Genomic DNA, 16,381 nt, shown 5'->3' with positions numbered 1-16,381 from the left:
CGCAAAATAAAAAGCATTGGAAACCATTACGCAACCCCAAAACAAAAAATCACTTTACAAAGACTTTGTGGCGATTACTAAGGCACGATTGTCAATTAGTGTTGTGGTCTCAACGCTTGCAGGTTATTTATTAGGATTCAATGACGAACAACCATTTCAATGGTCTGTTTTACTATTGTTAGTAGTTGGTGGTTATTGCATGGTGGGTGCTTCTAATGTTTTCAATCAAATTATTGAAAAAGATTTAGATACTTTAATGGACCGAACTAAAAACCGTCCGTTACCATCAGGTAGTATGTCTAAGCAATTTGCGTTCATTTTAGGAACTATTCTTACCATTTTAGGATTAATTATATTGTACAACGTAAATCCAAAAACGGCCATGTTTGGTGCGATTTCGATTTTTATGTATGTTAGTTTATACACACCTTTAAAAACAGTTACACCTTTGTCGGTTTTTGTAGGTGCGTTCCCTGGAGCCATTCCGTTTATGTTGGGTTGGGTAGCAGCAACAGGCCATTTCGGAATTGAAGCAGGAACGTTGTTTATCATTCAATTCTTTTGGCAATTTCCACACTTTTGGGCAATCGGTTGGTTTTTATACGACGATTACAAAAAAGCAGGTTTCTTTATGTTGCCAACAGGTAAAAAAGATAAAAAAACAGCTTTACAAACCATATTATATACCATTTGGATGATTTTAGCTTCGATAATTCCAGCTTTCGGATTCACCGGAAACTTGATTTTATCAAAAACTGCAGCGGTAATTGTGTTTTTGTTAGGATTATGGATGTTGTTTTACGCAGTACAATTACACAAACAAATGGATGCAAAAGCAGCAAGAAAACTTATGATTGTGAGTGTGTCTTATATTTCTTTGTTGCAAATAATATATGTTATAGATAAATTTTTACGATAGTTATGGAAAATAGAATGACTTTTGAAGAAGAACAAGCTCGCAAAGGTAAAACCTACAAATTATTGTTGTGGTTTGGAATGATTAGCATTTGTATGATTTTCGCTGGATTAACAAGTGCTTACGTAGTAAGTAAGTCAAGACCTGATTGGTTAAAAGATTTTGTATTACCTTCTGCTTTTGTAATCAGTACGGTAGCTATGTTAGTAAGTAGTTTTACTTTTTATTTAGCATTACAAGCTACAAAAAAAGATAACAGAAGTATGGCTACAACCTTTTTATTGCTTACTTTAGCGCTTGGAATTGCGTTTATAGTATTACAATTTAAAGGATTTGGACAAGTAATCGAAAACGGCTATTTCTTTACAGGAAGCGAAAGTAATGTAACAACTTCATTCTTGTATATTGCGGTTTTAGTTCACATTGCACACCTTTTAGGAGGTATTATTTCGCTTTTAGTAGTAATTTATAATCATTATAAACAAAAATACAATTCGGCTCAAACCCTTGGTATAGAGCTAAGTGCGATGTATTGGCACTTTATGGATTTTATTTGGGTTTATTTGTTTTTGTTTTTCTATTTTTTCAAATAGAAAAAAAATAATAAATTTGGGAACTTTTTAACAATTAAAAAATTTATGGGAGCGACAGTTATTTCAAACGAACACGCTTTAGACGGAGGTCCAGGACCATTAGGAGCAACCTATGGTAAAATGATGATGTGGTTTTTCATCTTATCAGATGCATTAACCTTTTCAGGATTCTTAGCTGCGTACGGTTTTTCAAGATTCAAATTCATCGAAACTTGGCCTATTGCAGACGAAGTTTTTAACCACTTTCCTTTTGCACATGGTGTAGATGCACCAATGTATTATGTGGCTTTAATGACTTTTATCTTAATCTTCTCATCTGTAACTATGGTATTAGCTGTAGATGCAGGTCACCACATGAAAAAAAATAAAGTTGCTGTTTACATGGCACTTACTATTGTGGGAGGTTTTATCTTCTTAGGTTCGCAAGCTTGGGAATGGAAAAACTTCATCAAAGGTGAGTTTGGTGCAGTAGAAACTTCAGGAGGTTCAATCTTACAATTTGTTAAAAAAGGTGAAGATGGAAACTATGAAAGAGTTAAATTAGCCGATTTTGCCGCTGTTTTACCTGAGGATAGAACACAACACTCAAGAAATAATGGAGTTTGGTTTATGGATGAAGCTACAATTCCAAGTCATTCTGCTAATGAAATTATTCAAGGTTTTAAAGCACATGAAAATATTTTAGTTAGAGTTGAAACAATTGACCCAACTACTAAAAAGAAAGTTGTTTTATCAAGAGAAGAATCTATCAAAAGATTAGCAGATACTAAATATGTAGTAGAAGGTGCTAACTTGGTTAGAAATGAATATGGTAGTAAATTATTCGCAAACTTTTTCTTCTTTATTACTGGTTTCCACGGTTTCCACGTATTTACAGGGGTATTAATTAATATCATCATTTTCTTTAATGTGTTATTAGGTACATACGAGAAAAGAAAAAGTTACGAAATGGTTGAAAAAGTTGGATTATACTGGCACTTTGTCGATTTAGTATGGGTGTTTGTATTTACTTTCTTCTACTTAGTATAATATTTTAATAAAAATATATCATGGCACACGCACACGAATCAAATACAAAAAGAATATGGATAGTGTTTGGAATACTTTCTGTAATTACTATCGTTGAAGTATTATTTGGTATTTATAAACCTAAATCTTTATACTTTAATAATTTCTTAAGTATGAATCTACTTAACTGGTTATTCATTATCTTAACTGTTGTTAAAGCATACTACATTACTTGGGCATTCATGCACATGGAAGGTGAGAAAAAATGGTTCAGAAGATCTATTGTTTGGACAGTAGTTTTCTTAATCTTATACCTTTGCTTTATAATTCTAATCGAAGGAGGTTATGTATTCGATGTTTATAAAACAGGTTTTATTAAATGGAATTTTTAACATTTGTTTTCTATATCTAAATCCCGATTTACATCGGGATTTTTTTTACTTTTGTATGAACTAAATATGGTTAACAAATGAAAAATAAAATTGTCCTCATTTCACTATTTGCTTTGCCAATTGTGATTTACCTTATATTTTCGACCGCTTCTCATAATTCACTTTTTTTACCAACGCTTTCTAAAAACAACTCCGAAATTCCTCAAAATTGGACTAGTTTAGATACTTCTAAAATTGCATTAAAAGGGAAAATCACGGTTTTAGGTTTTGTCGGGAATAATGTAATTGAGAACAGAGGAAATTTTTTCAACCTGAATCAAAAAATTTACAACAAATACAAAGGTTTTACCGATTTTCAAATGGTAATGGTTACCCCAAAAGGAAACGAAGCTAAAGCCAAACAAATTATTGATGAGTTGGCACCAATTACAGGTGAAATGACTGGATGGAAATTCGTTTTTGCCTCACCAAATGAAATTCAATCGTTTTATGATAGTTACAAATTAACAGGAAAATTAGATGAAAATTTAGGAACTCCAGCTGTAATTATTGTTGATAAGGAGTTAAACCATAGAGGTAGAAAAGGTAAAAATAAAAAAGGTGTGGATGAATATAAGGAAAGCTACAATACCATTTCGGCAGCAGATTTACACAACGAAATGACCGATGATATTAAAATTATACTTCGCGAATATCGTTTAGCTTTAAAAAAGAATAAAAACAAACGTAAAGACGCTTTTAGGGATAAAATCGAAGAAAACGTTTCAAAAGCAAATAAAAATAGTAATGAAAAATAAATCATACATCGGAATTTCATTCATTATTCTGATTTTCGGAATTTGGGCAATCCCAAAGATAATAGCTAAGTTTCAAAAATCTGATTTAGTAGAAATTGGACCTGTTCCAACATTCGAATTGACGGATCAAAACAATAAGAAAATTTCAGACAAAGATTATTTAGGAAAAGTATATGTGGTGGAATTCTTTTTTTCAACTTGCCCAACAATTTGTCCAAAAATGAATCAAAGCATGTTGCAATTACAAGATGAATTCTATGGAAATCCAAGTTTTGGTTTGGCATCTATCACAATCGATCCAGAACATGATACAACTAAAGTTTTAAAAGAACATGCCGATTTATTAGGTGTAAAACATTATAATTGGCATTTTTTAACCGGCGATAAAAAATATATTTATGATTTAGCTAATAAAGGATTTAATTTATTTGCAGGAGAAAATTATAAAGCAGCTGGCGGATTTGAACATTCTGGATTATTTGCTTTAGTAGATAAAGAAGGTAAAATTAGATGTAGAAAAGACGTACAAGGTAATCCAATTTTATATTATGATGGATTAGAAGCAGAAGGAGTGCAAGCCATCAAAGAAGATATTAAAAAATTATTAGAAGAATAATATGGAAACGAATAAAGAAACAAAATACAACAAACTAATTGTGGTATTATCAATTGCTATTCCAGCTGTTGTAGCACTACTTTTTGGGGTGAATCTAAGAAAAATGGGTTTTGATGTACAACCATTGTCGTTTTTACCGCCAATTTATGCAACAATTAATGGTATAACAGCTTTTGTTTTAATTGGTGCTGTGGTTGCAATTAAAAACGGAAATAGAAAATTACACGAAAACTTAATGAAAACAGCAATAGCTTGTTCGGTTGCTTTTTTAGGAATGTATGTTGCCTATCATATGACATCTGATTCAACAAAATTTGGAGGAGAAGGTATTGTGAAATATTTTTATTATTTCATTTTGATTACGCACATTGTATTATCAGTTATCATTATTCCATTAGTGCTAACTACCTATGTAAAAGCTTTGTCAGAACAATTTGATAAGCATAAACGTATTGCAAAAATCACGTTCCCAATTTGGTTATATGTTGCGGTTACTGGCGTTGTTGTTTATTTAATGATTTCTCCGTATTATGTGCACTAAAGATAAAAAGGGAAAAGGGAAAAGCAAAAAGGGAAAAAGCTTACAAATAGTTGTTTTTACTATTGCCTATTGCCTATTACCTATTGCCTCAAAAGCTCAGTGCGCCATGTGTCGAGCTGCTCTGGAAAGCGAAGAAGGAGGAGTAAAAGCAGAAGCCGTTAACGACGGAATTGTGTATTTAATGGCAATTCCATATATATTAGTTGGTGTCTTAGGTTACGCCATTTACCGATTGAAGTACGGAAAGAAGAAAGAACTTTAAATAAAAAAGGCGTTTCAATTGAAACGCCTTTTTTTATTCCATTCCATCAATACTTATACTCATTTTTCCAGAAGTGGTTATGAATGCAATTATTGCCTTATCCGTTAATTCTACTTTTTCAAATTCGAAATCGTTTAAAGTTCCATTTACAAAAACACCTTTCATAGGTGAATAATTTGATAAATACGGATTCATGCTTTTCTTACCTTCTTCTAAATTTCCTTTTATCGAGTAGCGACAGTTTTCTTGAATTTTTCTTAAAATAGTTCCTTGTAAAAGCCAATTTGCCGATTTTGTTAAAATCCCTTTTGTGTTTAACACATAATCCATTTGGTCAAAGTAAATTTCTTTAGAAATAGGATTATAATTCGGAATTCCCGACAAATAAATGGTGCCGTTAATACTTCCTAAAATATCTAAAGCAATAATCATTTTGCCGTCTTTTTGCCATAAATCAACCTTTTGTACCGTGATTTTTCTACTTCCTGATGCAAATTCTTGACCTTGGAAATTTTTAGTTACAATTTTACTTGCACTTTCATAGGTAGAAACTGCCACCACAGAAGCCGTCGTGTTTTCCGGAATTGAAGCTACAGGTTTTAATACAATTTTGGTAGCATCAAAACTATTTTTAGGCTCTTGTCCCACCATAGTTTGCATGTTACATTTTAAACCCATGTTCAAAGTGATTTTTGATTTTGATAGTTTGGCTTCGGTTACATACAATTCCATCGGAACCATTTTAAACCACGTTTCATATTGCTCGCTGGTTAAAAAAGGAGTGCTTAACTTTTCTAAAACCGATAATACTTGAGGTTTAAAATCGCAAGTTTCGTCAATGGCTTTATCAATTTTTTTTGCAATTTTCGATTTAAAAATACTTAGTGTTGGATTGATAATGTAAGTAATAGGAACATTTTTTCCTGCAACTAAAATACTTGGACTTTCGCTCCATTCAAAATCTTCTAATTTAGAAACTGTAGTAAGTTTCCAATTGGTTAAATGCGTTTTGCTATTTAACGTGATGGTTCCGTTTAAATTCACCTCTCTAGTATCATTCAAACCCATAAAATCGGTTCCGTATTTGAATTTTGCCCAAATTTTCATTGGAATAACCGAAACAATATTTCCGTCTTTTTCAGTTAATTTGATAGGAGCTGTTTTCCAAATTTTCATTTCGGTTTTATCGTCGCTCAGAATCGAATCGTTATAAATTAGTCCAGTTAAATTTTTGTTCAACTGGCTTTCAATTTCTTTTAATGTAACTTCAACAGGCATAGCCACAAACGAAGTTTTGTTTTTATAAACTACAGGAGCATTGTTTGACGGTGCAGGTTTTAGCGCTTCTATTTTGCTAGTGGTTCCGCAAGAAATCACTGCAAAAAACAAGCAAAAAACAAGAGTAAAAGCAATAATTGTTTTCATTATAACAAAATATAAGTTCGATTTTTTTCGATGTAAAAGTAAAATTTTAATCGATATGCTGTAACAAAATAATGAAAAAGAGGTCTTATAGGAAATGAGAATTAAAGCACATAAAATGATAACAAAAAAAATAGTTCTTTTTCTATTGTTGATTGGTTTTCAACTATCGGCACAGGATAAGAAATGGACTTTAGAAGAGTGCGTAGATTATGCTATTAAAAATAATATTTCTGTTCAGCAGTCAGAGTTAGATTTAAAAAACGCAAGTATTAATAAAAAAGATGCTGTTGGTGCATTTTTGCCAAACATCAATGGTAATGCTTCCCACTCATGGAATATTGGTTTGAATCAAAATATAACTACGGGTTTATTAGAAAATCAAACCACTCAGTTTACTTCTGCGGGATTAAATGTTGGTGTTGACATCTATAATGGTTTAAGAAATCAATTACAACTTCGAAAATCAAACTTACAAATTATTGCTTCTCAATATCAACTAACAAAAATGCAAGAAGATATTGCTTTGAATGTAGCGAATGCTTATTTGCAAATTTTGTTTAACAAGGAAAATTTAAAAGTTCAATTACAACAGAAACAATACAATTTACAACAGTTGGAAAGAACCAAAGAGTTAGTTGAAGCAGGAGTTGTTCCAAACGGAGATTTATTAGATATTAAAGCAACGGTTGCATCGGATACACAAAGAGTAATTGCCGCTCAAAATGCTTTATTAATTTCTAAATTAAGTTTAGCACAATTGCTACGATTAGAAGATTTCGAAAATTTTGATATTGATGAAAATCAGATTCCAGCTTTAAATTCGGAAATCTTATTGCAATCGTCTCAAGATATTATGCAAAAAGCAAAAGAAACAAGAACTGAGTTGAAAATAGCACAATCAAATGTAGAGTTAGCAGAAAAAGATGTTGCAATTGCAAGAGGAGCTTATCAACCAACAATTTCAGGTTTTTATAGTTTTAGTACCAGAGCAGCTTATAGTGATAGAGTTGTAGGAATTCAACCAGATGCTGATAATCCAACATCTGTTATTGGTTATGTTGATGGAACGGGACAGTCTGTACTTCAACCAAATTTTTCGCCAATTTTAGGAAAACCAGAACCAGTTTTTGATCAGTTTAGTAATAATAAAGGGCAAAATTTTGGTTTGCAAATATCGATTCCTATTTTTAATGGATTTGCAACAAGAAACAATGTTCAAAGAAGTAAAGTAGCATTAGAAAGAGCTAAATTAAATTTTGGACAGCAAGAATTAGATATTGAACGAACTGTTTTTACTGCTTATACAGATGCAAATTCAGCTAAAGAAAGTTATGAAGCAGCAGAAACAACTTTAGAAGCACGAAAATTATCGTTTGAATATGCAAAAGCAAGATACGAAGTTGGATTAATCAATGTTTTTGATTTTAATCAGGCTCAAACATTGTATGTAAACGCACAATCAGAAGTTTTAAGAACCAAATACGATTATATTTTCAGAACCAAAATATTAGAATTCTATTTCGGAATTCCATTAATCAAAAAACAATAATAAAACATAAATACCTAGTCATGTCAAAGAAAACCATATTCATTTTATTAGGAAGTGCAATCGGATTAATCTTATTATTAGTTGGACTAAAAAAAGGTGGCGTTATCGGAAATAATGATGATTCAAAGATTGTTGAATTGTCAAAAGTTGCACAAACAACAATTATTGAAACCGTTTCTGCAACCGGAAAAATTCAACCAGAAATTGAAGTTAAAATTTCATCTGAAGTTTCGGGAGAAGTTATTGCATTGCCTGTAAAAGAAGGACAACAAGTAAAAAAAGGCGATTTATTAGTGCGAATTAATCCAGATTTATACGAGTCAGGAGTAAATCGTTCAGTCGCTTCTATGTCAACTACTAAAGCTGGTTTAACTCAAGCCGATGCACAAGTAAAAGAAGCAAAAGCAAGTTACGATAGAAGTAAAAAATTATTCGAAAAAGGTATTATTTCAAGAGCAGAATGGGACAAAGCGGTTTCTGCTTATGAAGTTGCAGTTGCTAATAAACAATCGGCTTATTATCAAGTGCAAAGTGCTTCGGCAACCGTTACAGAAGCAAAAGACAACTTAGGTAGAACTACAATTTATGCTCCAGCAGATGGAACTATATCGTTATTAAATATCGAATTAGGTGAACGTGTTTTAGGAACGCAACAAATGACAGGAACTGAAATTCTTAGAATTGCAAACTTAAACAACATGGAAGTTGAAGTAGATGTCAACGAAAATGATATTGTGAAAATAAACATTGGCGATTCCGCAAATATTGAAGTAGATGCGTATTTAAAAAGAGAATTCAAAGGAATTGTTACCAGTATTTCTAATTCGGCAAGTACAGCTTTAACAGCTGATCAGGTAACGAATTTTAAAGTAAAAGTTAGAATTTTAAAAGAATCGTACCAAGATTTATTAGAAGGAAAACCAGAAAACTATTCGCCATTTAGACCAGGAATGACCGCTACGGTTGATATTATTACTGAAAGAAAAGAAAAAATTATTGCAGTGCCAATTAGTGCTGTTGTAATTAAAGACGATACTACTTCTGTGAAAAAAGATATTGTTGCAGAATTAGAAAAAGAAGAGCAAGAGAAAAAAGGAACTGCTCCAAAAAGTGATAAAAAATACGAATGTGTTTTTGTTAAGGTTGGCGATAAAGCGAAACTTCGTGTAGTAAAAACAGGTATTCAAGACGATTCAAATATTGAAATTATTTCTGGACTAAAACCAGGAGAGGAAATTATCATTGGTCCATACACCACGGTTTCTAAAGATTTAGTTTCCAATGATAAGATAAAAGTAGAGTCTGAAAAAGATAAAAAGGAAAGTAAGAAATAGATTTCTTATTAGTTAATTTGGGTAAAATAAGACGTTAGAAATAACGTCTTATTTTTTTTAGAAAAGATTCCGTAGTAACTTTGCGATTCAAAAATTAATCATGTCGTTTATTTTAAATTTAGAAACCGCCACAAAAAATTGTTCAGTAGCTTTAGCTAAAGATGGAAAAACCATTACTTGCAAAGAAATAGCAGCACAAAATTTTTCGCATGCCGAAAAGTTACATGTTTTTATAGAAGAAATTTTATGTGAAAACAATATTCAATTTTCAGATTTAAATGCGATTGCCGTAAGTCAAGGTCCAGGTTCTTATACAGGATTGCGAATTGGTGTTTCTTCGGCAAAAGGATTCTGTTATGCATTAAATATTCCGATGATTGCTATTGATACATTGCAACTTTTAGCAAAACAGATTCAAATTGAAGATGGTATCATCATTCCTATGATTGATGCCCGCAGAATGGAAGTTTTTTCAGCTTTTTACGATAAAAATCACAACCAAATCAGAGCAACTCAAGCCGAAATTATTGATGAAACTTCATATAAAGAAATTACGGAGAAAATTCATTTGATTGGAGATGGAACAGAAAAATTCATAAACACATTAACTGACGATAAATTTATATTTCATTCTAATGTAGTTTTTCCATCAGCCAATGAAATGAGTCAGTTGTCGTTTGAAAAATATAAAATAAGCGACTTTGTAGATGTCGCTTATTTTGAACCTTATTATTTGAAAGATTTTATTTTATCTAAATAGTTAAAGCGATATTTCACTTTTACTAAATTCTAAAATATCAGAAGTTACTTTTGTATAATCGTTATTGTTTGTCCAAACTTTTACTGTGAAAATAATTGTGGTTTCAGATAAATCAGTAACTAAAATTTCTGCTTTTGGATCTTGTAAAACTAAGTCGTGAGAAGAAGCAAAATTTAAAATACTAGTTTTAATTTGAGAAAAATTAGAATCATAGTTTGTTTTTAAAACCAAATCCGCTCTTCTAATTCCTAATTGCGAATAGTTTTTGATTTTTCCGTTCGATAAAATTCCGTTTGGAATATAAATTACTTGATTCGTTGCGGTAATTAATCTTGTAGAAAAAATCAAAATTTCATCTACTTTTCCCGTTTCTCCGAGTGCTTCAATAGTGTCTCCTAATCTAAAAGGTTTGAATAAAATAATTAAAATTCCACCAGCAAAATTAGAAAGCGAACCTTGTAACGATAAACCAATAGCTAAACCTGCAGCGCCTAAAATGGTAACAAATGCTGATGTTTCAATTCCTAATTTTGAAATTACGGTTACAAAAAGCAAAACACGTAATGTCCAAAAAATCAAATTTCCAATAAAATTAGAAAGTGTTAATTCAACATTACGTTTTATCATTACTTTTTTGGCTGTTTTAGTGATAAAACTGGTTGCCCATAATCCAACAATTAGAATAATGATTGCTACTACAAATTTTGGAGAATATTCTAAGACCAATTTTTTTATGGTTTCAAAATAATTTTGAATTTCTATTGCTGTCATGCTTAATTTTTTTGCAAAGATATTCAGAGAATTCAGTTTGAGTTATAAAAAAAACATAAAAAAAGCGCTCTTTTAAAGAACGCTTTTAATAAAATTACCTGTTTTTTTGAATTATTCTATTTCAAAAGTTAGTTTTAGATTTACTCTAAATTCGGTTACTTCATTGTCTTTTACCGAAGCACTTTGATCTTGTACATAAACAGAACGAATGTTCTTTAATGATTTTGCTGCTTGAGCTACTGCTTTTCTTGTCGCGTCTTCCCAACTTACAGTTGAGCTCGACAAAACTTCAATTACTTTTAATACTGCCATAAGAATAGATTTAATTTTAAATTAAAGTTAATCTTTTTTATTCTAAAAATATCTTTTTTCTTAAAATTGATAACATTAAGTTAACATAAAAATAGATTTCTTGAAAGACTTTTGCATAAAATTAATTCATATAGAATGGAACAGATTTATATTATAATGTTAATTGCCTTAGCTATACTTGCTATCACTGATTTAATGGTGGGAGTTAGTAATGATGCAGTTAATTTTTTAAACTCTGCAATTGGTTCAAAAGCGGTTTCGTTTAAGACAATTATGATTGTTGCGAGTTTAGGTGTTGCAGTTGGAGCTTTATATTCAAACGGGATGATGGAAATTGCCAGAAACGGTATTTTCACGCCAAGTATGTTTAGTTTCAACGATGTTATTATCATCTTTTTAGCGGTAATGATTACCGATGTGTTGTTACTTGATGTCTTTAATACTTTAGGATTGCCAACATCAACAACAGTTTCAGTAATTTTCTCTTTATTAGGAGCTTCTGTTGCATTAGCTGTTTATAAAGTTTATGTAAGTGGTGATAGTTTTAGTACATTAGGGAATTATATAAACACTGAGAAAGCTTCAGAAATTGTTTATAGTATTTTACTTTCTGTGGCATTATCTTTTGCTTTAGGTTCGTTAGTGCAATATGTGTCAAGGCTAATTTTTACGTTCCATATCGAAAAAAGATATAAATATGTTGCGGCACTTTTTGGTGGAGTTGCCATGACAGCTATTACTTTTTTCATTTTGGTAAAAGGATTAAAATCTATAACATTTGTGCCGTCAGAAGTAAAAGATTTCATTAAAGAAAGTCCACTTACGATTATTGCTTATTCATTAATTTTATGGACAATTGTTTGTCAATTATTGATAAGTGTTTTTAAATATAGTGTTTTCAAATTTATTATTATAGTTGGTACTTTTGGATTAGCACTTGCTTTTGCTGGAAATGATTTAGTGAATTTTATTGGTGTGCCAATTGCGGCTTATCAAGCTTTTGAAATTTGGGCTGCGCCTGGACAAACCGTTGGAGCAACTGAATTTATGATGTCTGGTTTAGAAAAGGAAAATTTACCAGCGCCTTTCATCTTTTTAGCATTAGCTGGATTAGTAATGGTTTATACATTATGGACATCTAAAAAAGCTAAATCTGTAATTGAAACAGAGCAAAATTTATCAAGACAAGGTGAAGGAAATGAGAAATATAACGCCAATACACTTTCAAGAAATTTAGTTAGAGCAATGATGTATCTAGGTAATATCATCAGTTTTATTTTACCAAAATCCTTGCAAAGAAAATTAGATGCACAGTTTGTTCAGCCAGAATATACTGGAAAAAGAGATGAACAACCAATGTTTGATATGGTTAGAGCTTCAGTTAACTTAATTGTGGCTTCAATCTTGATATCTGTAGGAACTTCAATGAAATTACCTTTGTCAACAACATATGTAACTTTTATGGTGGCAATGGGTTCGTCTTTTGCTGATAGAGCTTGGGATAGAGAAAGTGCTGTATATAGAGTTGCAGGTGTTTTTAATGTAATTGGAGGTTGGTTTGTAACTGCTTTAGCAGCATTCTTGTCATCTGCTATTATAGCCTATACTTTATTTATAGGAGAAGTATTTGCTTTCTTTGCATTTATGATTGTGGTAGCTATTTTCTTTTACAGAAGTAATCAATTACATAAAAAGAAAGTAAAAGAACAAGAAGAAATTAAAAGTTTAAGAAAAGAAGATATTCTTACAATCAAAGAAATGATTACCGAGAGTTCTTCACAAATTTCAAAGGTATTACACAAAACAAGTACTTTATATACAAATGTGATTGATAATTTAGGTTTACAAGATTTAGCCAAATTAAAAGAAAACAAAAAATCACATAAAAAATTAGAAAAAGAAATTGATGAATTAAAAAGTAATGTTTTCTATTTTATTAAAAATTTAGATGAAACTTCGGTTGAAGCAAGTAGATTTTATATTTTAATTTTAGGCTATTTACAAGATATGGTTCAGTCTATTGATTTTATTACAAATAGTAGTCATTCGCATGTAAATAACAATCATAAGAAATTAAAATTTAATCAAATACGCGACTTAAAGACAATCGATGCGCAATTGCAAACGCTTTTAAGTAAGTTAGAAGAAAGTTTCAAAACAGAAGATTTTACTAAATTGGATGAAATTTTAAAAGAAAAAAATACGTTTTTAGATACAATCGAAAATTTAATTACAAAACAAATTGTTAGAATTAGAACTACAGAAACAAGTCCTAAAAACAGCAAATTATATTTTGCATTACTTTTAGAAACAAATGATTTGATAAAATCGATTATGAGTTTATTAGAATTGTTTAAAGAATTTAATCTGCAAAACAATAAGAAATAAAAAAAAGAGCCAAAAGGCTCTTTTTTGTTTAATATACTTTAGAAATTATCCGTTAATAGCTTCTACTTTAATAGCTTCATCTTTTAACATGTCTTTCAACATATTTTCAATTCCGTTTTTCAAAGTAAAAGTAGACGATGGACATCCGCTACAAGCACCTTGTAAAACTACCTTAACTCTTTTTTCTATTGGGTCAAAAGATTCAAACATAATGTTTCCGCCATCGCTTTGAACAGCTGGCTTTACATATTCTTCAATAATGTTGATGATTTGTTGTGAAGTTACGTCAAGCGTATCAAAATAAGCTTCTTGTTGTTTTTGGTGGTTTTCTGTTTTAACGATGGCAGTTTCGTCAATTACAATATTTCCGTTTTCAATGTATTCTTTAATAAAAGTTCTTAATTCTAAAGTGATTTCATCCCATTCTGTAATGGCAAATTTGGTAACCGAAATATAATTTTCGTCAATAAAAATTTCTTTCACAAAAGGGAACTTAAATAATTCTTTCGCTAAAGGTGAAGCACTTGTTTCATCAATGTTTTTACATTCTAAAGCCGTTTTTGTTAAAAGTTTATTGCAAACAAATTTCAAAACCGATGGGTTAGGAGTAGTTTCTGCATAAACAGTTACAGGTTGTTTCTTGTGTTGAGTTTCATCAATTAGAAGAATTTCACCACCATTTGCAATAAATTCATTGATTTGATTAGCTACATCTTCCTGTACATCTTCCCATTCTACAATCGAAAATTTTTCAATAGCAATGAAATTTCCTGAAATGTAAACTGTTTTTACAAAAGGGAGAAAAAATAATTGTTTTGCTAAAGGAGATTGTTTGGTTTCGTCAATGTTTTTAAACTCAAAATTTTCTGTTTTAACAATGAACTCGTCAAGTTCAAATTTAACAATTGAAGGGTTATTTGTTATTTTTATCGAAATTACTCGCATTTTATCTTAGTTTTCGCAAAGATAAGAACAAAATATTTTCAAATGTTTATATTTGTGTTTTTAATCTAAATTTAACTTTAGGTTAAGAAACAACAAACTACAACAACCATGAAAAAAATTTACTTTTATTTACTTTTCATATCGACTTTTTTGGGGTTTTCCCAAACTATTTCGGTGAATACTACAACTTATACTGTACCTCAGTTGGTACAAGATGTTTTAATTGATTCTCCTTGTGCCTTGGTGTCTAACTTTTCTTCATCTCCAACTTGTGGAATTGGATATTTTCAATATACAGGTTCAAATTTTGATTTTTCTTCTGGAGTAATTTTAAGAAATGGAAACGTTGCTAATTCTGCAGGAAATTACACAGATACTAATTTGACCTCAACTTGTTCATTAACTGGTGATGCTCAACTTCAAGCTATCTCGGATGCTAACGGTGGTACACAGTCAATCAACGATGTTAGCTTTATTCAATTTGATTTCACACCGTTAACAGATAGATTTAGCTTTAATTATGTTTTTGCATCTAATGAATATGGTACTTTTCAGTGTAATTTCTCTGACGTATTTGCGTTTATTCTAACGGATTTAACTACCGGAATTAGTACGAATTTAGCTGTTGTTCCAACAACAACAACGCCTGTTTCGGTAACAACAATTAGAGAAGATGATTATAATAGTTTGTGTGCATCCTCTAATCCAAGTTTATTTGACACATATAATGTTGGAAATCCTGCTGCTGTTATGAATATGCGTGGTTACACTGTGCCTTTGACTGCTTTCGCTGATGTAATTCCAAACAGAAATTATAGAATTAAATTAGTAATTGGTGACTATCAAGATACACAATATGATTCTGCTGTTTTTATTGAAGCTGGGAGTTTTAATGTCGGTTTAGCCCAAATTGAATATCCTTATGGTGTTGGAATTGTAACTGATGATATGACAGAAGTTAATGGTTTTGCACTTTGTCCGGGTGAAACCAAAGTGATCGATTCTGGATTAGATCCTGCAGATTATAATTTTGTATGGACTTTAAATACAGGTGTTTTAGTTGGTGAAACTGGAGCAACATTAGTTGTAGATCAGCCAGGTACCTACTGTGTTCAAGCAAGTAATATTTCTGGTCCATCGTGTACTCAGACAGATTGTATAATTGTTGAGTATTTACCTGGAATAACTTTAAATCCAAATCCTAATGATTTGTATAGTTGTGATTATGTTTTTAATCTAAACGATAATATATCTTCAATATTAGGAGCATTATCTCCTTCAGATTATGATGTTTCATTTTATGCTACTCAAGCAGATGCAGAGGCAGGTACTCCACAGCTTCCGTCTCCTGCTCCTACGGCTTTTGTAGCTACAAATATAGTGACTCCAATTTATGTTAGGGTAGAAAACTTCACTACTCCATGTCCAGCCTTTACGCAGTTTGATGCAATTGTAAATACAGTTTTACCAACAGCCTCAATATCTGGAACAACTACAATCCCCGCTGGATCAACAGCAGTAATAACTTTTACTGGAACCCCTAATGCTACAGTAACTTACAATATAAATGGAGGTCCTAACCAAACAATTGTATTAAATGCTTCAGGAATTGCAACTTTGACAACACCTGCTTTAACTGTTACAACAACCTATAATATACTTAGTGTTTTTGATGGTTCTTGTACTGCAAGTTTAACAGGAAGTGCAGTTGTTACAGTAACAAACGATCCAACGTCAACCATTTCAGCCAATACAATTTGTTCAGGACAAAC

General features: G+C 31.1%; 17 protein-coding genes. 13 read left to right on the top strand and 4 right to left on the bottom strand.

Features of this window, described 5'->3' with window-relative positions; translation table 11 throughout:
* Positions 1-16 precede the first annotated feature (16 nt).
* From cyoE to M9Q43_RS14175, 8 genes are all read left to right on the top strand, one after another.
* The gene (gene cyoE, locus M9Q43_RS00085) at positions 17-919 is read left to right on the top strand and encodes a heme o synthase (RefSeq protein ID WP_262316960.1); all 903 of its coding nucleotides are present in this window, start codon (positions 17-19) and stop codon (positions 917-919) included.
* Between the two features lie 2 nt (positions 920-921).
* Complete coding sequence (locus tag M9Q43_RS00080; protein ID WP_262316959.1) at positions 922-1,509, top strand: cytochrome c oxidase subunit 3; 588 nt, start codon at positions 922-924, stop codon at positions 1,507-1,509.
* 45 nt (positions 1,510-1,554) lie between these two features.
* On the top strand, positions 1,555-2,538 hold the full coding sequence (locus M9Q43_RS00075) for a cytochrome c oxidase subunit 3 (RefSeq protein ID WP_262316958.1): 984 nt from the start codon (positions 1,555-1,557) through the stop codon (positions 2,536-2,538).
* A 20-nt stretch (positions 2,539-2,558) separates the two neighbouring features.
* Positions 2,559-2,909 carry a cytochrome C oxidase subunit IV family protein gene (locus M9Q43_RS00070; protein ID WP_262316957.1) on the top strand — a complete coding sequence of 117 codons (351 nt, stop codon included), beginning with the start codon at positions 2,559-2,561 and terminating at the stop codon, positions 2,907-2,909.
* Positions 2,910-2,986: 77 nt separating this feature from the next.
* Positions 2,987-3,706 carry a hypothetical protein gene (locus M9Q43_RS00065; RefSeq protein ID WP_262316956.1) on the top strand — a complete coding sequence of 240 codons (720 nt, stop codon included), beginning with the start codon at positions 2,987-2,989 and terminating at the stop codon, positions 3,704-3,706.
* Positions 3,696-4,322 (top strand): SCO family protein, encoded by a 627-nt coding sequence (locus tag M9Q43_RS00060; RefSeq protein ID WP_262316955.1) that lies wholly within the window; start codon positions 3,696-3,698, stop codon positions 4,320-4,322. The genes M9Q43_RS00065 and M9Q43_RS00060 overlap by 11 nt, the downstream gene beginning before the upstream one ends.
* A 1-nt stretch (position 4,323) precedes the next feature.
* A complete protein-coding gene (locus M9Q43_RS00055) occupies positions 4,324-4,863 on the top strand; it encodes a DUF420 domain-containing protein (RefSeq protein ID WP_262316954.1) in 540 nt (179 codons plus the stop codon).
* 106 nt (positions 4,864-4,969) lie between these two features.
* The gene (locus M9Q43_RS14175; RefSeq protein ID WP_316044618.1) at positions 4,970-5,125 is read left to right on the top strand and encodes a hypothetical protein; all 156 of its coding nucleotides are present in this window, start codon (positions 4,970-4,972) and stop codon (positions 5,123-5,125) included.
* 33 nt (positions 5,126-5,158) lie between these two features.
* On the opposite strand, the gene M9Q43_RS00045 is transcribed toward M9Q43_RS14175, so the two are convergent.
* Positions 5,159-6,550 carry a DUF4403 family protein gene (locus M9Q43_RS00045; RefSeq protein ID WP_262316952.1) on the bottom strand — a complete coding sequence of 464 codons (1,392 nt, stop codon included), beginning with the start codon at positions 6,548-6,550 and terminating at the stop codon, positions 5,159-5,161.
* 115 nt (positions 6,551-6,665) lie between these two features.
* Between M9Q43_RS00045 and M9Q43_RS00040 the strand changes: the two genes are divergently transcribed.
* The 3 genes from M9Q43_RS00040 (at position 6,666) to tsaB (ending at position 10,193) form a co-directional block, all read left to right on the top strand.
* Complete coding sequence (locus M9Q43_RS00040) at positions 6,666-8,099, top strand: TolC family protein (RefSeq protein ID WP_262316951.1); 1,434 nt, start codon at positions 6,666-6,668, stop codon at positions 8,097-8,099.
* Positions 8,100-8,119: 20 nt separating this feature from the next.
* On the top strand, positions 8,120-9,433 hold the full coding sequence (locus M9Q43_RS00035) for an efflux RND transporter periplasmic adaptor subunit (protein WP_262316950.1): 1,314 nt from the start codon (positions 8,120-8,122) through the stop codon (positions 9,431-9,433).
* Positions 9,434-9,533: 100 nt separating this feature from the next.
* Positions 9,534-10,193 carry a tRNA (adenosine(37)-N6)-threonylcarbamoyltransferase complex dimerization subunit type 1 TsaB gene (gene tsaB, locus M9Q43_RS00030; protein ID WP_262316949.1) on the top strand — a complete coding sequence of 220 codons (660 nt, stop codon included), beginning with the start codon at positions 9,534-9,536 and terminating at the stop codon, positions 10,191-10,193.
* On the opposite strand, the gene M9Q43_RS00025 is transcribed toward tsaB, so the two are convergent.
* Both M9Q43_RS00025 and M9Q43_RS00020 read right to left on the bottom strand, forming a co-directional pair.
* Complete coding sequence (locus M9Q43_RS00025; RefSeq protein WP_262316948.1) at positions 10,194-10,964, bottom strand: mechanosensitive ion channel family protein; 771 nt, start codon at positions 10,962-10,964, stop codon at positions 10,194-10,196.
* A gap of 111 nt (positions 10,965-11,075) precedes the next feature.
* Positions 11,076-11,276, bottom strand: a complete 201-nt coding sequence (locus M9Q43_RS00020; RefSeq protein ID WP_262316947.1) for a dodecin family protein — start codon at positions 11,274-11,276, stop codon at positions 11,076-11,078.
* Between the two features lie 135 nt (positions 11,277-11,411).
* Here M9Q43_RS00020 and M9Q43_RS00015 point away from each other — a divergent pair, with 135 nt between their 5' ends.
* Positions 11,412-13,664, top strand: a complete 2,253-nt coding sequence (locus tag M9Q43_RS00015) for an inorganic phosphate transporter (protein WP_262316946.1) — start codon at positions 11,412-11,414, stop codon at positions 13,662-13,664.
* A gap of 45 nt (positions 13,665-13,709) precedes the next feature.
* Here the strand turns inward: M9Q43_RS00015 and M9Q43_RS00010 are convergent, their stop codons facing one another.
* Positions 13,710-14,609, bottom strand: coding sequence for a NifU family protein (locus M9Q43_RS00010; protein WP_262316945.1), 900 nt, complete (start codon positions 14,607-14,609; stop codon positions 13,710-13,712).
* A 108-nt stretch (positions 14,610-14,717) separates the two neighbouring features.
* On the opposite strand from M9Q43_RS00010, the gene M9Q43_RS00005 reads away from it, so the two are divergent.
* Positions 14,718-16,381: choice-of-anchor L domain-containing protein (locus tag M9Q43_RS00005; protein ID WP_262316944.1), on the top strand; the 1,664-nt coding region annotated here is incomplete at its 3' end.

It is taken from the genome of Flavobacterium odoriferum, from assembly GCF_025499515.1.
In the GTDB taxonomy this organism is placed as follows: Bacteria; Bacteroidota; Bacteroidia; order Flavobacteriales; family Flavobacteriaceae; genus Flavobacterium; species Flavobacterium odoriferum.
This window is presented reverse-complemented; position numbering and strand designations above follow the sequence as displayed.

What these genes read in the sequence shown, in the direction of transcription:
- M9Q43_RS00080 (WP_262316959.1), top strand. Translation starts at nt 922, where the DNA reads ATGGAAAATAGAATGACTTTTGAAGAAGAACAAGCTCGCAAAGGTAAA.
- M9Q43_RS00075 (WP_262316958.1), top strand. Translation starts at nt 1,555, where the DNA reads ATGGGAGCGACAGTTATTTCAAACGAACACGCTTTAGACGGAGGTCCA.
- M9Q43_RS00070 (WP_262316957.1), top strand. Translation starts at nt 2,559, where the DNA reads ATGGCACACGCACACGAATCAAATACAAAAAGAATATGGATAGTGTTT.
- M9Q43_RS00065 (WP_262316956.1), top strand. Translation starts at nt 2,987, where the DNA reads ATGAAAAATAAAATTGTCCTCATTTCACTATTTGCTTTGCCAATTGTG.
- M9Q43_RS00060 (WP_262316955.1), top strand. Translation starts at nt 3,696, where the DNA reads ATGAAAAATAAATCATACATCGGAATTTCATTCATTATTCTGATTTTC.
- M9Q43_RS00055 (WP_262316954.1), top strand. Translation starts at nt 4,324, where the DNA reads ATGGAAACGAATAAAGAAACAAAATACAACAAACTAATTGTGGTATTA.
- M9Q43_RS14175 (WP_316044618.1), top strand. Translation starts at nt 4,970, where the DNA reads ATGTGTCGAGCTGCTCTGGAAAGCGAAGAAGGAGGAGTAAAAGCAGAA.
- M9Q43_RS00045 (WP_262316952.1), bottom strand. Translation starts at nt 6,550, where the DNA reads ATGAAAACAATTATTGCTTTTACTCTTGTTTTTTGCTTGTTTTTTGCA.
- M9Q43_RS00040 (WP_262316951.1), top strand. Translation starts at nt 6,666, where the DNA reads ATGATAACAAAAAAAATAGTTCTTTTTCTATTGTTGATTGGTTTTCAA.
- M9Q43_RS00035 (WP_262316950.1), top strand. Translation starts at nt 8,120, where the DNA reads ATGTCAAAGAAAACCATATTCATTTTATTAGGAAGTGCAATCGGATTA.
- tsaB (WP_262316949.1), top strand. Translation starts at nt 9,534, where the DNA reads ATGTCGTTTATTTTAAATTTAGAAACCGCCACAAAAAATTGTTCAGTA.
- M9Q43_RS00025 (WP_262316948.1), bottom strand. Translation starts at nt 10,964, where the DNA reads ATGACAGCAATAGAAATTCAAAATTATTTTGAAACCATAAAAAAATTG.
- M9Q43_RS00020 (WP_262316947.1), bottom strand. Translation starts at nt 11,276, where the DNA reads ATGGCAGTATTAAAAGTAATTGAAGTTTTGTCGAGCTCAACTGTAAGT.
- M9Q43_RS00015 (WP_262316946.1), top strand. Translation starts at nt 11,412, where the DNA reads ATGGAACAGATTTATATTATAATGTTAATTGCCTTAGCTATACTTGCT.
- M9Q43_RS00010 (WP_262316945.1), bottom strand. Translation starts at nt 14,609, where the DNA reads ATGCGAGTAATTTCGATAAAAATAACAAATAACCCTTCAATTGTTAAA.